We start from the raw sequence: 14721 nt of genomic DNA on the forward strand, positions 1-14721 counted from the left end.
GCAACGCTGTTTTGGGTGGAAATATTCTTGACAACTAGAATAGCGTATCCTTATGGATACGCACTATTATGAAGCGACTTCTTGTCGCGCTCTTATCTCTACATTGAATGCAATTTCAATCGCATTATTTTCAGTATTATTTCTAAAAGAAAAAGTAAATACACTTCAAATCCTATCCATGATTCTTTCATTCTTCGGGGTCATCCTCGTCCTATTAAAAGGTGATTTCTCGCTTTTATTTTCACTATATTTTAATAGCGGTGATTTATGGATGATTGCAGCAGTTTGTATTTGGGGAATCTATTCTGTTTGTAGTAAATGGGCAACAAAAACAACTACACCACTTATGGCAACGTTGTACTCTGGTATTTTCGGCGTTATTTTATTACTACCGTTTAACATAGGTAGCTTCACTGTTTCAAATATAAATACTTCTTTCATCACATCACTTTTATATACTGGGCTTATTTCGACAGTTCTTTGTATGGTATTTTGGAATATTGGTGTACAAAAATTAGGCGCAACTACATCAGGTATTTTTCTAAACTTCAATCCAATTTTCACAGCCATTTTAGCATTCATATTCCTCGGAGAAGAATTAACGTGGATACAAATTTTAGGGACAATTGTCGTTGTAACAGGATGTTATTTATTTTCTCATTTCAAAACTGTTGCCGTTCAGCCAACTAGACCTTTAATGCGAAAACATTCTTAATGAAAAAACATCGTCATCTGGGTTGACGATGTTTTTATTTTCTCTTCATTTCTTTTATATACTGCTTTTCCTCTTCTGGCGATAAACGTTCCGTCGCCTTGCCAGTATCTCCACCTTGAAGGCTCCATAAAAAGTTATGCTCCTCAACAGTTTGAGAAAAATCTCCTTTTTCCCATCTATTTATAATAGAAAATAACTTCATTTTATATTGAAAACCTGTACCATTTTCAATATCTCTTTTTACATTAGAAATTTCCTTTTTTGTCATCTCTACAAATCCCCATTTTTCAGAGGATTTTACCTTTTGGTGCACCATTTTATGCATAGTAGAAATAATTTCACCTTCACTAATTTGCGGAGCTTCTTCTGCAGCTTTTTTCTCTTTTTCGTTTGTCGCTCGCTCGGTTTGAATATTTTTATTTTCTTTTTCTACATATGCAAGCAATTTCATTCCGCCAACTATAGACGAGAAAATTACTATAATTGTAATGCATATACCTACGATCCATTTAAAAAGCATTAGCTCTTCATTGCTTCCCTAACAATATAACTATCTACATACTGCTTAAACTTCACGATTTTTCCGTTCTCCAGTTGCCATACATGGACAAATTCTGCTTCAAATGATTTTCCCGTTTCTTTATAAACTCCTGAATACATACCTTCAGCAATAATTACATCTTTTCCGCTTACTTCATGATATGTATTTACACTTGCTTTATAATCATCCCATTCTGATCCTAAACGGCTAAATACATTTTCCATTATAGCTTCTACGCCTTTATATGTTCCGCCGTACGGGAAACCTTCTGCCTCTGTCCATTCCACTTTTTCAGAGAGGGCTTCTGCTAAATGCTTTGCATTTGAAGAAGCTGATCCTTCATACGTGCTTTTAATAATTTCTAAATTTGATTTAGGCATATTACTTCCTCCCGTTTATTTATTTTTACACAAGATGTAACTTGTGTAGTTACATCTTGTGTAAAAAATATTTAAATTGTTTTACTCTTAATCCACTCGTTGTAACCATTATAGTTACATTAATTCTTCAAGTCAACAATTTATAAATAAAATTTACTTCGTTTTCATTACTTTCTCTTTTAAGAAACGATCTACATATCCTTCTGCTTTTACTACGAATAAATACGTACCCATTGATAATAATGCAAGATCTAATTCATATCCTGGATTCTTTCCATCTCCTAATAAACCTGCTGCTCCATTTACCTTTACGATAGCTCCAGCTAAAATAAGAGCGAATAACAATCCTACATATCGTACACCTAAACCGATAATTAATAATATACCACCAACTAATTCAACTGTTGCTACGCCGTATGCAAGGCCACCTGGTAAACCGATGCTTGTAAACCATCCTGCTACGTTATCGATACCTGATTGAAACTTTGCTAAACCGTGTGCAAAGAACGTAACTCCTAACACGATACGAATAATTAAATTCCCAATATATTGATTCATTTTGAACTCTCCTTTTTGTTTTGTTATGGTGAACTTTTATTTACAAGTCAAAACAATACGGTATTTTATTTCATTCGTCAAATACTTTTTTAAAGAAAACAAAAAACATTATCCGTTTTACGGATAATGTTTTCTTACAAAATAGCGCTAATTCAAGCTTTTATTCTATCGCATAAAAAAGTTGAAACATTTTTCCAGCGCCAATATAAGGCAGTAAAGACACGTCCTCTTCCACAACCATTCCAATAACGTTCACTTTCTCATCTACAGGTAAATCATATATGGCAACTTGCATCTCCCCTGCATATCTACCGTACAATTCATTATCAATTGTAATACTCCCTTTCTTTCTTACAATTGTATGCATCGGCTTTATCACCACTCTATTTCCTTCCCTTGATTCTACAGATCGAATAACATCACGAGCCGGATCTAGTCTATTTGTATGCACTTGCTCTACCACTTTTAATACTTCTTTATCAGTTATAAATGATTTGTAACGCAATGGAATAATCCCTCTACTTGCACTAGCTACTTCTTGCATACTTTCTAAACTTGCGCTTATATCTCCAATCAATACTTTATCAACACCACAATCTTGAACAAGTTCTAAGTACGCTTCAAGCGGGCGCATATTGCGATGTTTTTCTAACGTTGGTAACCCTTCATATAACGGACCACGTTTTTCCGCATCTCCTGAAATAAATGCCATCGTCTTTATTCCGCACTTCTGTAAATATTGATTTTGTTTTTGTAAGAAAGACTTTGCTAGTCCTGTCTCTGGGCGCGGGTAAAAATTATGCCATGCTTCTACATTCTCTACTCTTATATGTTCTGCAAGTAATTCTTTCCAAAATGACTTTGTAATCGTACTCGCATTTAAAGCTACTTTCATCTTATGAGATACGCTTGTAATTTCTTTTGGCGCAATGCCGTAATCCATTCTTAAACCGGTAATGCCCCAGTCCAATAGCTCTTCCACATTTTCATATGTTAGCCCTAAATGGTGTAACGATTTTGGAGAAACATCAACCATTAGCTCCATCTCATGTGCAAGAGCTTTTTTCCCTAATATTTGAATTAACTCTTTATACGTATTTGGATCATCTTCTGGAATGTGCAGTGATGTAAAAATAGATGTAAACCCATTTTCCTTCGCTACTTTTAGCCACTCTTCTTGTTTCTCTACTCGTTCTTTTGAAAGATAAATGGAAACTCCGATCATATAAATCTCCCTCTCTATTAATAGAAAAAGAGAAAGGAATCCCTTTCTCTATATGTTTTCTGCCATTTCTTCTTTAAATCCGAAGAAGTACGTAAAGATAAATCCGAAAGCATATGCAATTACTAAACCTAAGAAATATAGTAAATATTTATTGTCAGCAATTAACGGAATTAAAGATAGCCCTGATACGCCAATTCCAAGAGAAGCTGTTTGCATAACTGCTTGGAATGCACCACCGACAGCCGCTCCTAAACAAGCAGTAATAAACGGTTTCCCAAGTGGTAATGTAACCCCGTATAATAACGGCTCACCAATTCCTAAAAAGCCAACTGGCAATCCACCTTTAATTACATTTCGAAGTCGTTTGTTTTTTGTTTTCACATAAATCGCAATTGCTGCGCCCACTTGGCCAGCACCAGCCATTGCGAGTACTGGTAATAAAGGTGTTACGTGTGTTTGATTAATGAATTCCATATGAATTGGTGTTAAACCGTGATGCAATCCGACCATAACGAGAGGTAAAAATGTTCCCGCAAGTACTGCGCCAGCAAATGCTCCGCCAATATTTAAAATAGCATTAATTCCGCTCGTAATACCATCTGATAAGAAACCTGCTAATGGCTGAATGGCTAACATCGTTACAATACTTACAACTAATACAGTAATGAGTGGTGTCACGATAATATCAACTGCATTCGGCACTGCTTTTCGAACTTGTCTTTCCACTACAACCATAAGCCATGCTGCAAAAATAACTGCGAATAATCCGCCCCGTCCGGGCACTAATGCTTCACCAAACAATTTTACGTTTGCCATCGCCGGGTTGAAAATTAAAATACCAGCAATTGCCCCAAGAACCGGTGTCCCGCCGAACTCTTTCGCTGTATTCCAACCAACTAAAATTCCTAAGAATGTAAAGATACCGCCGCCAATGAGTAGTAACATTTGTAACCACGTTGCATTTGGATCAGCACCAGCGTTTTTCACAAAGTTAGCAACCCCGTTTATAATTCCTGACGCAACAAGTCCTGGAATTAACGGAATGAAAATACTTCCTATTTTTCGTAAAAAGTTTTTCACCGGTGTATTATTTTTCTTCTTAATCTCTGATTTCATCTCTTGCCCAATATCTTCAAGGTGATGATCTGCTACCTCACCAATTCGTAGTCCTGTTAAGCCTTCCATTTTAGCTGCTACTTTATTTACTGTTCCTGGACCAACGACAACTTGAAGCGTCTCATCTTCTATAACACCCATAACACCTTCAACCTTTTTCAAAAGGTCCGTGCTTACTTTACTTTCATCATGAAGCGTTAATCGTAGTCTCGTCATACAATGAGCAATACTACGAATATTTTTTATTCATCCAAGTTGCTCCGAAATTTCCTTGGCCATTCTCTCTTCTTTCTTCATAATAGAATCCCCCTCCCTATTATTTTATAGTGCTTTCTTCACAAACCCTTTTGCGCATTTTAGTTTCTCCAGTGCTTCCCCATATTCGCACTGCAACAACACCATAACAATGGCAGCTTTTACGTTACGTTCTGCCTTTTCATAATACTCTGCCGCTACTTCATAACTAGCGCCTGTTGCTTCCACAATAATTCGTTTTGACCGTTCTACTAACTTTTCATTTGTGGATTGAACATCTACCATTAAGTTTTTATATACTTTTCCTACACCAATCATCGAAGCTGTTGAAATCATATTCAACACTAATTTTTGTGCTGTACCAGCTTTTAAACGTGTTGATCCTGTTAATATTTCTGCACCTGTCTCTACTTCCACATTTAACTTTGCATATTTACTTATTTCAGCATTTTTATTACAAGAAATACTCGCTGTACTCGCTCCTACGCTCTGTGCGTATTTCAAGCCGCCAATTACGTAAGGAGTTCTGCCACTTGCAGCAATTCCAATCACTGTATCTTTCTCATTTAATCCAATACTTTTTAAATCTTCTTCTGCTAACTCTTCGCGATCTTCAGCACCTTCCACCGCTTTAGTAAACGCTTTCAATCCACCGGCTATAAATCCTTGCACCATTTTATCATCCGTGCCAAATGTCGGCGGACATTCCACTGCATCTAGAATACCTAAACGACCACTCGTACCAGCACCAATGTAAATTAAACGTCCCTCTTCTTCAAAAGATTTAATAACAGTCTGTACAACCTTTTCAATTTGTTCTATCTCTTTTTCAACTGCTAACGCAACAGTTCGATCTTCTTCATTCATACTTTGCAACACTTCTTTTATGCTCATCTCATCCAAATTCATTGTTTTCTCATTACGATGTTCTGTCGATAAATTTTCTAACATATTGCCACCCTCTTTGAAATTATATTTCACACTTTTATTATAACTTTAAGAAACTAAAAATCAATGACTCTTTCTTATTTTATGAAATAAAATTTCACGACATGACATATTTTTGTCAAAGATCATAAAGTGAAACTTTAATCAGTGGGGGTTTTGTTCATCCCCACTGATTATTAGCCCGCACCAATCGGGCATTAACGGGTAGTTGATCCCCACCTAACTTTCTTTGGTTCCGCTGAATTTTGAAGTGAGGGTCTTACTGCACGGCAAATAGCGGGATAAAAAAAGATGAGTCTCCTCATCTTTTCTTCTACTTTAACTTCCGTAACCGCAACGCTTCTTCTCGCGTCTCCATAAATTGATTCAATACTTTATTACCAATTCGATTGAAAGTAATCACATATAAAGCATCGATCATATTCAATTGCGTCATTCTCGAAGCAATACTCGCAATACGATGATCTTGTTCTACATCTGGCATACAAAGGCGAATATCCGCTTCTTTATATAACGGTGATGATTGATCTAGTTTCGTAATTCCAATAACAGTTGCACCTTGTCTCTTTGCATACTGCGCCATTTCAAGCACATCTTTCGTTCGACCAGATGTTGAAATCGCAACAAATATATCGCCTTCTTTTAAATTCGTCACAAGCGGCAACATCATATGAAAATCGGATAGCATCATCGCTGTAAATCCGAGCCTTGTAAATTTATAAGCTCCGTCCATCGCCGGAGTAGCTGATCCGCCTACTCCATAAAAGATAATTTTATCGGCATTTACAATACGATCTGCAGCTTTTTCAAGTTCTTTTTTATCTATCGCCGTCACGCTCGCCTCAATTGCAGCTTTATTCACATAAGTAACTTTATTAAATAAATCATACGGTCCATCTTCTGTATTCATCACTGAAAAATCGTTAATATTATAATCAGTAATCGTTAATTCACGAACGAGTGCTATCTTAAATGCTTTAAAACTTCCGATTCCAATCGATTTACAAAAGCGAACGACACTCGCTTCACTTGCGCCTGCATTCGTTGACACTTCTTTCGTCGTTAAATTCGGTACAATCTCTGCATTCTCCATTATGTACATGGCAACCTTCTTCTCAGCTGGTGAAAATTGATCCATATTACTTTCAATTTTAAATAGTAATGTTGAAGCTTTCACTATTTAACCTCCACTTCTTACGGTTGCGTTCACTTATTTTCTCTTGCTTCAAGAAGGTAATAACCATCATCGCCAGGAGGATGAAACACATTTACAATGCGATTCCCTTTTTGATAAACAGTTCTTTCCCCTTCTGTCCACTTCTTTTCCCAACCGTTCATCCAAATCGCAACATCAGGTAAAAAAGCAGTATATTTCAGCTTCTGACCGTACTCACCATCTGCTTCTTCCGAAAAAATAGAAACCGGAAAATCTTTCACTTTTGATTCTTTCCATGCAGTAAATGGTATACATACTGCAATAAGTACGATTACACCGATAACCTTCTCCTTCGTAATCTTCACACTTCCCTCTCCTTGTCATATCACATACATAGATTTTACCATAATTACAAACCCTTCATGCTATATGATCGTTGCTTTTAGGAATAAAAAAAGAGCTTACCTACATCAGATAAGCTCTTCCTCTCTATACAAAATATTTCTTCAAAAGTGGCGGTGTAATAATCGTCGTCAATATAACAACAATAACAATCGCTGTGAAATTTTCTTTCGCTAATAAATTCGCCGTAAGTCCATTTGCAGCGATGATAAGCGCTACTTCACCACGTGATACCATCCCCGCGCCAATACTAATAGAAGATTGGAGGTTAAACCCTGTCAGCCTTGCTCCTAAACCTGATCCGATTAACTTTGTGAAAATCGCAATGAGAGTCATAATAATAATGAACCAAAACTGGCTTCCAATGCCTTGAAATGTAATTTCCATTCCGATACTTACGAAGAATACTGGAACAAATATTGCATAAGCGATCGGTTCAATTTTATGTTCCACTTCATGCTTATACTCTGTTTGAGAAATAGCAATTCCCGCCGCAAACGCTCCAATAATACCTGCAATTCCCATCATTTCACTGTAATAAGAAAAAGAAAAGCAAATAATAAGAGCCGCGCTAATTAACGCTTCTGTTACACGAAGCGGGACAAGCATTTTCATAATCCAAGGAACGACTTTCCAAGCAATAAAAACAATACTTACAAAGAAAATAATTTTCTTTACAATGACAAGTGTTATATTCACATCTTGTGTTCCTAAAAAACTCATTACAAATGCTAATAAAATAACGACAATGACATCATCAAATACGGCAGCACCTAAAATTATTGTACTTTCTCTCGTATTCATTTTTCCTAGATCACGTAGCATCTGCACCGTAATACTAACCGATGTCGCGCAAAGTAATAACCCTAAAAAAATGGCATGGGATTGTATTAATCCAAACAGCAATCCTGTTACATAACCACCGATGAAAGGAAAAATAATTCCACCAGCCGCTACTGCAAATGAAGATTTCAAATTCCGATTTAACTCTTCTAAATCCGTTTCAAGTCCCGCCATAAACATAAGTAACAAAACACCAATCTCACTCAGTTCATCAATCAGTTCAGAACTATTAATAATACCGAGTACAGCCGGACCAATAATAATACCAACAATTAACTTACCAAGTACAGAAGGCTGACCAAGTCTCACACTAATATCACCAGCTAATTTCGTACAAAGTAAAATGACGACAAGTTCAAAATAAAATAACATAGCATCTGCTCCTACTTTAACTTTAATCAGTGGGGCGTTAACCCCGTCCATTTCTGCAAGTAGTTTCCCCTATTGATCCGCATTTTATTTGTCATATTTTTATTTGACAAAATATTCTGAATTATATTAAGATTAATCCAGCAATTTTAAAAAACTACATACCATAACTGCACCTCCACTTACTTACTCTTTTTTAATGGGCTCATACTATAGTCGCAGTTATGGAAATGAAAAAACGGGGGGAGAGAGTCCAAAGTGAAGTCATTATTACGAAAAAAAGCGCTTAGTACTGAGTCACCAAAGCAACTAGATAGAACATTAACTGCACTCGATTTAACGTTTTTAGGAATCGGCGCCGTAATTGGGACAGGGATCTTTGTATTAACAGGTATTGTTGCAGCAAAACATTCTGGTCCTGGTATTATGCTATCATTCCTTATTGCTGCATTTACTTGTGCTTGTGTAGCCTTTTGTTATGCTGAATTTGCTTCTTCTATTCCTGTCTCAGGAAGTGTGTATACTTACGCATACATGACAGTCGGAGAAGTCGTCGCCTTCATCGTCGGATGGTGTTTAATGCTCGAATATTTACTTGCCGTTGCAGCAGTAGCTGTCGGTTGGTCTGGTTATTTACAATCATTACTACAAGGTTTCAATATACACCTGCCCGCCATAATCGCCTCGGCCCCTGGCGTAGGAAAAGGTGGCCTCATCGATTTACCCGCTGTTTGTATTTTACTAATCATTACCGGTCTTTTAAGCTTCGGTATACGCGAAAGCGCTCGCATTAATAATATTATGGTTCTTATCAAGCTAGCAGTTATTATCGCTTTTATCGTAGCAGGCGCAAAATATGTAAAACCTGAAAACTGGACACCGTTCATTCCATTCGGATACGACGGTATTATTACTGGCGCTGCCACTGTGTTTTTTGCCTTTTTAGGTTTTGATGCAATCGCAACCGCTGCGGAAGAAACGAAAAAACCACAGCGTGATTTACCAATTGGTATTATTGGTTCCCTTCTTATTTGTACTATTTTATATATGATTGTATCTTTCGTTTTAACAGGTATGGTTCCTTATACACAATTAGACGTTTCTGATCCAGTTGCATTTGCATTGCACTTCGTTGGTGAAGATGCAATTGCAGGACTACTCGCTGTTGGAGCGATGCCTGGAATGACGACCGTCCTCCTAGTCGTGATGTATGGACAAGTTCGCGTTTCGTATGCGATGAGCCGTGACGGTCTACTTCCAAAAGCGTTAGCACGTGTAAATAAAAGAGTAAAAATCCCTTTATTAAATACATGGATTACTGGCGTCGTTGCCGCTTTATTAGCAGGCCTTTTAGACTTACATTTGCTAGCGAATTTAGTAAACATCGGCACATTAACAGCCTTTACATTCGTTTGCTGCGCAGTACTTATTTTACGAAAAACACACCCTGACTTAAAACGTGGATTCCGTACACCTTTCGTACCTGTATTACCAGTTGTCGCGATTCTTTGCTGCTTATATTTAATGATCAATTTGTCTAAAACAACATGGATTAGCTTTGCAGTTTGGCTTATAGTCGGCTTATGCTTCTATTTCTTCTACTCTAGGAAACATAGTCATTTAGCTACCGAAAAAACAGATGATGAACAGAAAAAAGCATAACAAAATAGCTCGCCGATAAAACGGCGAGCTATCTTTCTGTACTATTATATTTTTTCGTTAACGATTGTAAAATGAAAAATATGCCGATGCAAGCTGTAAACCATGCCCAATTTCCTATTGGTGTCGAATATTTGACCATTCCAATACCCACAAGCACTAAGAAAATAGTCACCTGATATATGAGCTTCCACTTTTGCATATATTCCCTCCTTTACTTCGTCCCCTTCTTTTTCTTCTTCCAGGCATTCAAACTATCAAAGAAGAAGTTAATAAATAACGTTCCTAATCCTGCTAATAAAAACGTCATTAAGAATAAAACCCAAATACTTTTATCTTTTAATAAATAATATCCTACAAGGAGCACAACCGCGATCCATACATATTCAAGAATTCTTTTTAGCTTTTTCTGTTCCAAATTATTCGCTCCTTCTTTCTATGCTACTTTTAGTATAACAAAAAAGAAGCCTATCATGATAAGCTTCTTTTCTTCTCTCTTATTTGTTCATACTTTTTTCAACAAGTGAAATCGCATACTCTAATGTACGATTCATCGTTTCTACCTGTGCATCTTTTACTTGCATATCTTGTAATACAGCTTCTGCAACTGTAATTTTTTGTTGCAATGATTTCACTGAACCATCTGTTACATTTACAGCTTGCGCTTTCTTCACTACTGCTTTTGCAGATTCAATATTGATCTGTAATTTTTCTTTCGTTGTTTTTGGTTGTTCTTCTGCCACTTTTGATTGTACGAATGTTACATTAGCTGATTTTAATTCATTATATGTTTGAATAATTTGTTCCCCAGTACTTCCTACATTTTCAAATGCTTGCTTTGCAATGTTATAGCTTTTCTCTAATTCTTGAAAGGCTTCCTTTGAATATTGACCTGGCTTATCACCAAATTCATACGTACTAACTAACACTTCTTTTACTTTTCCAAGCTCTTCAAATAACGCATTTACTTGCTCTAACTTCGTACGGTTAGAAAACTCATTGTATGATGCTAATACTTCTGAAGAACTTAAAGCTTTACTATATAATTTTGCTAACGCGATTTGTCCATTTAACGGAATACCACCATTTCCGTTACTATCAGGATCCGCTCCAAATGCAAATGGTACGTTCGGGTTATAAACTTTCCCTTGAGCTGACTGACTGTTTACTTTTTTACCATCTACGTAAATTGCCACTTCGCTTCCGTTATATGTTCCTGTTAAATGATACGTTTTGTTCGCTTCTAATTGAACGCCAACACGTTTGTAGCTACCGCCAATGTGAGCCCATAATTCAACATATCCACTTCCTGTAGACTCAAAACCAATTCCGCCGCTCTCTGTATTTTGCAAAATACCTTGTCCGCGAATTTCATTCATTGAAAATACAGTTTCTAACGTAAACATATTTGCTATTTTCTCTTTTTGTGCTGCTGAAAATGGAAGGTATCCAAATGTATTTGCTTTTCCGTTTAACTTCATAGCATTCTTCTTCAATGCTTTATCATATTCAATAACCACATTGCCCTTCACATCACCTTTTGTACCAAATGGTGAATTGTCTTTAAATGTACCATCTCCAAAGTTTACATCAAAAACATCCGCTTTCGGTACTTTCACATTCGGGTCAATATTATCTTTTTTTGTAGTAATTTCTGCTGTTAACGGCTGAGCGGTTTCATTGCCGAATGAATCAATGGCAACTATTTCAAGTGTATATGTTTTCCCACCATCTAACCCAGCAAGCGTTAACGTAAGATCTTTTGGCACTGGATCACGATAAAATTCTGAGAATGCTAATAACTTGTTTTTAATCTCTCCCGTTTGTTTATCCTTCGCTTGTACGCGATACGAATGAACAAGAAGGTTGTCCAATGCTTGCGGGAATGTTACTGTTGCCGCATTTTCTGTTACATTTGATACAGCAAGCTTTGCATCTTTAGCAAAGTAAGGCTTTTCTTTATCACGATCTTCTACATGTGTAAATGTTTCTTTCTTTGCTGGTAATTTAATTTTCCAAGGCTCGCCTGTCCAAGAATTCGTATGGAAATCACGGCGATTAATCGTCACTTCTTCTTCATCTACTTCTACTAATAAACCTTGGCTTAACGTACTAGCTCCTGGCGGGATATTCCCTTGTACTTTACCACCTTCAACTTCCATATAACTTACTGAAGATGTACCAACTGATGTAAAGTCTTTTTGATGTATCGATCTCGGATCATCTAACGGATAATGTGAATGACCTGAAAACGTAATAACTTGTGGATATTCTTTTAACACTGCATTAATTTTTGCGCTATCTTGTGTTCCCCATTCCTGACTACCGTACACTGTATCTTTAATATGTTGATGTAAAAATACAAAAATCGGTTTTTCTGGATCATCTTTTTGTGCTTTTGCCATTTCTTCTTTTAACCAATTAATTTGCTTGTCCGAATAATAACCATGTGTTGTTCCATTCTCTGGAGACATAACAAGGAAGTGATAACCTTTTACCACTTTATGATAATAAATTGATTCCATACCTGTTTTTTCTAAGAAACGCTTCTGTGCACCCTCTACGGATAAACCGTTCCAATAATCATGGTTACCGAGAGAATTCATTCGCACGGCATCTTTATTTGCATTTTCATTATACACTTGCATGAAACGATCATATTGCTGCACTGATCCTGTATCTGTGAAATCGCCTACAATAACAAACGCATCTTGCTTTGGTGCTAATGTATTAAACTGTTCAATCGCTCTTTTCCAGCGAAACGTATCATCCGTTCCACTATTTTTAATATGCACATCACTTACAACTGGAAAAACTATCTTCTTCTCACTTGATGCCTTTTCTTGCTTTTTCTCTTCCGCCTTGACTGATGTACTCCACGGAAATGATACGAATGCTAATACAAAAACCATTAATAATCCAATAAGGCCTTTTACTTTTCTTAAAGCATTTCTGTCCACGTGAATCCTCCTCATAATAATTGATTCATTACAAGGGCTATTTTATCTAATATATGTTAATGTCGTTTAAATAACAAATGAACTTTATTAGATTTTTGTAAATATACAGTTAATTAGAAATTAAGTCCAACATTCCTCGTACTATGGTATACAACCACCTTTTGTCTAAAAGAGTCTAATCATTCTTTTCCTATGACCATTTACATATAATCTTTTCTATAACACTAATGATAAGTTAAGGTTTAAGCCTATTAGACAATCTTAATTTTTAACATTTCCTTCTTTTTTTAACACATCGGCCATGCTTCTACATTTAATAATAGTAAAAGACAACTTAAAAGGAGGGGTTGTATTAAAGAAACAAAAAAATATTGGCTGTTTCGCTCCTTTATCTATTATTTGCCCAAATCCCTGTCCACCGCCCTCTCCTCCAAATCCAAATTACGAACTAGTAACAAATGAATTTGCTGGAAATTTCCTTATAACGAATAACATTATTTCCTCTGCCAAACATAAATCACAGCCAATAATACTGTGGCAAAGTGATGCAATACTACTTATATCAGGTACCGTCTCGGTTTATAATAGTACTAGCAGCACAGAAGCGGTTACAATTCAAATCGTTGGAACAGTAACTAATATTTTCACTGTTTTTCCTGGTAATACAATATCTTACACAGGAAAAGACTTACAATCTGTCAGTATTATTAATATAGAAAGTAGTCCTTCATTATATTTAGAAGGTAAGTACTGTTGCGAATTTACACGTCGCTTCTAAAATACCAATTTCATAAAAAAAGCATACCAGAAATGGTATGCTTTTTTTATGAAATCGGATAACGTACAGTAATACAAAACTCTCCTTGATTAACAGTTGTGCCTGTCGTAGTAATTCGAACAGTCGTAAAATATCGTACAGTGAAAGTACCACTACTTTGCGGTTGAACAGTAACAGTATCAACTACTGTAGCGCCTACTAAAAAATCAACTGTAATTGGAGCCGCCCCTACATCATATTTCACGTAACCTGAACCATATACTTCTTGTGTAATATTATTCGTATATACAATTTGAGTACCAGCACCTGTAATAGACCAGTCTGTACATACTTGATCTTGCACAAGTGTTTTATTAGAACAACAAGACAAACTGGAACTTCTCATTCCCATTTTGATCCTCTCCTATTCTGCTATGAAAGTGGATAACGTGTTGTAATACAAAATTCTCCCTGATACGTTCCAGCAGGTGTTGCAGGTAACACAACTTGTATAATATCGAAACGACGATACGTAAACCCGATACTCGTTCCTGGATTTAATGTTTGTGTATCTATTACAGTACCAGCTGAATCAAGCACCTCTACAGTAATTGGGCCTGGTCCAACATCATATTTAACAAAACCAGTACCAACTACGTTTTGGTTAATATTATTTGTATAAAGAACATTATCGATTGCTGTCGCAACTACAGTAGCAGACCACGGACTACACACTTTATCTTGTACATAATTTTTATCTGGACAACAAGTTAATGCAGCCCCTGAGCACTCACAAGACATAGTTGTTTTCCCCTCTCTCTTTTTTTATTCCCTATA

General features: G+C 36.3%; 16 protein-coding genes and 1 pseudogene. 3 read left to right on the top strand and 14 right to left on the bottom strand.

Annotated elements, in window-relative coordinates:
- Nucleotides 1–91 precede the first annotated feature (91 nt).
- Nucleotides 92–715 (top strand): annotated as a pseudogene (locus MR169_RS24990) (DMT family transporter); the annotation flags it as partial.
- Nucleotides 716–749: 34 nt separating this feature from the next.
- Here the strand turns inward: MR169_RS24990 and MR169_RS24995 are convergent.
- The 9 genes from MR169_RS24995 to MR169_RS25035 form a co-directional block, all read right to left on the bottom strand.
- The gene (locus tag MR169_RS24995; protein WP_000897984.1) at nucleotides 750–1235 is read right to left on the bottom strand and encodes a PRK06770 family protein; all 486 of its coding nucleotides are present in this window, start codon (nucleotides 1233–1235) and stop codon (nucleotides 750–752) included.
- A complete protein-coding gene (locus tag MR169_RS25000) occupies nucleotides 1235–1636 on the bottom strand; it encodes a nuclear transport factor 2 family protein (RefSeq protein WP_001126690.1) in 402 nt (133 codons plus the stop codon). The genes MR169_RS24995 and MR169_RS25000 overlap by 1 nt, the downstream gene beginning before the upstream one ends.
- Nucleotides 1637–1789: 153 nt before the next feature.
- The gene (locus tag MR169_RS25005; RefSeq protein ID WP_001077752.1) at nucleotides 1790–2194 is read right to left on the bottom strand and encodes a DoxX family protein; all 405 of its coding nucleotides are present in this window, start codon (nucleotides 2192–2194) and stop codon (nucleotides 1790–1792) included.
- A gap of 160 nt (nucleotides 2195–2354) precedes the next feature.
- Nucleotides 2355–3419 carry a DUF871 domain-containing protein gene (locus tag MR169_RS25010; protein ID WP_086391558.1) on the bottom strand — a complete coding sequence of 355 codons (1065 nt, stop codon included), beginning with the start codon at nucleotides 3417–3419 and terminating at the stop codon, nucleotides 2355–2357.
- Nucleotides 3420–3467: 48 nt separating this feature from the next.
- The gene (locus MR169_RS25015) at nucleotides 3468–4781 is read right to left on the bottom strand and encodes a PTS transporter subunit EIIC (RefSeq protein ID WP_242320228.1); all 1314 of its coding nucleotides are present in this window, start codon (nucleotides 4779–4781) and stop codon (nucleotides 3468–3470) included.
- A gap of 75 nt (nucleotides 4782–4856) precedes the next feature.
- On the bottom strand, nucleotides 4857–5741 hold the full coding sequence (gene murQ / locus MR169_RS25020) for an N-acetylmuramic acid 6-phosphate etherase (protein WP_000892344.1): 885 nt from the start codon (nucleotides 5739–5741) through the stop codon (nucleotides 4857–4859).
- 310 nt (nucleotides 5742–6051) lie between these two features.
- A complete protein-coding gene (locus tag MR169_RS25025; RefSeq protein ID WP_242320217.1) occupies nucleotides 6052–6915 on the bottom strand; it encodes a MurR/RpiR family transcriptional regulator in 864 nt (287 codons plus the stop codon).
- Between the two features lie 29 nt (nucleotides 6916–6944).
- Nucleotides 6945–7259 (bottom strand): hypothetical protein, encoded by a 315-nt coding sequence (locus MR169_RS25030; RefSeq protein WP_000704958.1) that lies wholly within the window; start codon nucleotides 7257–7259, stop codon nucleotides 6945–6947.
- A 124-nt stretch (nucleotides 7260–7383) separates the two neighbouring features.
- Nucleotides 7384–8562 (bottom strand): cation:proton antiporter, encoded by a 1179-nt coding sequence (locus tag MR169_RS25035; RefSeq protein ID WP_242320218.1) that lies wholly within the window; start codon nucleotides 8560–8562, stop codon nucleotides 7384–7386.
- Between the two features lie 204 nt (nucleotides 8563–8766).
- On the opposite strand from MR169_RS25035, the gene bcaP reads away from it, so the two are divergent.
- Nucleotides 8767–10170: a branched-chain amino acid transporter BcaP gene (gene bcaP, locus MR169_RS25040; protein WP_242320219.1), complete on the top strand. Its 1404-nt coding sequence runs from the start codon at nucleotides 8767–8769 to the stop codon at nucleotides 10168–10170.
- A gap of 28 nt (nucleotides 10171–10198) precedes the next feature.
- Here bcaP and MR169_RS25045 read toward each other — a convergent pair whose 3' ends face one another.
- From MR169_RS25045 to MR169_RS25055, 3 genes are all read right to left on the bottom strand, one after another.
- Nucleotides 10199–10369, bottom strand: a complete 171-nt coding sequence (locus MR169_RS25045; RefSeq protein ID WP_016117211.1) for a hypothetical protein — start codon at nucleotides 10367–10369, stop codon at nucleotides 10199–10201.
- Between the two features lie 12 nt (nucleotides 10370–10381).
- Complete coding sequence (locus MR169_RS25050) at nucleotides 10382–10585, bottom strand: hypothetical protein (RefSeq protein ID WP_000435800.1); 204 nt, start codon at nucleotides 10583–10585, stop codon at nucleotides 10382–10384.
- 79 nt (nucleotides 10586–10664) lie between these two features.
- Nucleotides 10665–13127, bottom strand: coding sequence for a LamG-like jellyroll fold domain-containing protein (locus tag MR169_RS25055; RefSeq protein ID WP_016117210.1), 2463 nt, complete (start codon nucleotides 13125–13127; stop codon nucleotides 10665–10667).
- 301 nt (nucleotides 13128–13428) lie between these two features.
- On the opposite strand from MR169_RS25055, the gene MR169_RS25060 reads away from it, so the two are divergent.
- Nucleotides 13429–13905, top strand: a complete 477-nt coding sequence (locus MR169_RS25060; protein ID WP_242320220.1) for an S-Ena type endospore appendage — start codon at nucleotides 13429–13431, stop codon at nucleotides 13903–13905.
- A 46-nt stretch (nucleotides 13906–13951) separates the two neighbouring features.
- Here MR169_RS25060 and MR169_RS25065 read toward each other — a convergent pair whose 3' ends face one another.
- Both MR169_RS25065 and MR169_RS25070 read right to left on the bottom strand, forming a co-directional pair.
- Nucleotides 13952–14296, bottom strand: coding sequence for a DUF3992 domain-containing protein (locus MR169_RS25065; protein ID WP_000525813.1), 345 nt, complete (start codon nucleotides 14294–14296; stop codon nucleotides 13952–13954).
- Between the two features lie 20 nt (nucleotides 14297–14316).
- A complete protein-coding gene (locus MR169_RS25070; RefSeq protein WP_016117208.1) occupies nucleotides 14317–14685 on the bottom strand; it encodes a DUF3992 domain-containing protein in 369 nt (122 codons plus the stop codon).
- Nucleotides 14686–14721 lie beyond the last annotated feature (36 nt).

The sequence above is a fragment of the Bacillus cereus group sp. BfR-BA-01349 genome (assembly GCF_022663795.1).
In the GTDB taxonomy this organism is placed as follows: Bacteria; Bacillota; Bacilli; order Bacillales; family Bacillaceae_G; genus Bacillus_A; species Bacillus_A cereus.

What these genes read in the sequence shown, in the direction of transcription:
- murQ (WP_000892344.1), bottom strand. Translation starts at nt 5,741, where the DNA reads ATGTTAGAAAATTTATCGACAGAACATCGTAATGAGAAAACAATGAAT.
- MR169_RS25070 (WP_016117208.1), bottom strand. Translation starts at nt 14,685, where the DNA reads ATGTCTTGTGAGTGCTCAGGGGCTGCATTAACTTGTTGTCCAGATAAA.
- MR169_RS24995 (WP_000897984.1), bottom strand. Translation starts at nt 1,235, where the DNA reads ATGCTTTTTAAATGGATCGTAGGTATATGCATTACAATTATAGTAATT.
- MR169_RS25000 (WP_001126690.1), bottom strand. Translation starts at nt 1,636, where the DNA reads ATGCCTAAATCAAATTTAGAAATTATTAAAAGCACGTATGAAGGATCA.
- MR169_RS25065 (WP_000525813.1), bottom strand. Translation starts at nt 14,296, where the DNA reads ATGGGAATGAGAAGTTCCAGTTTGTCTTGTTGTTCTAATAAAACACTT.
- MR169_RS25010 (WP_086391558.1), bottom strand. Translation starts at nt 3,419, where the DNA reads ATGATCGGAGTTTCCATTTATCTTTCAAAAGAACGAGTAGAGAAACAA.
- MR169_RS25045 (WP_016117211.1), bottom strand. Translation starts at nt 10,369, where the DNA reads ATGCAAAAGTGGAAGCTCATATATCAGGTGACTATTTTCTTAGTGCTT.
- MR169_RS25035 (WP_242320218.1), bottom strand. Translation starts at nt 8,562, where the DNA reads ATGGACGGGGTTAACGCCCCACTGATTAAAGTTAAAGTAGGAGCAGAT.
- MR169_RS25005 (WP_001077752.1), bottom strand. Translation starts at nt 2,194, where the DNA reads ATGAATCAATATATTGGGAATTTAATTATTCGTATCGTGTTAGGAGTT.
- MR169_RS25060 (WP_242320220.1), top strand. Translation starts at nt 13,429, where the DNA reads ATGCTTCTACATTTAATAATAGTAAAAGACAACTTAAAAGGAGGGGTT.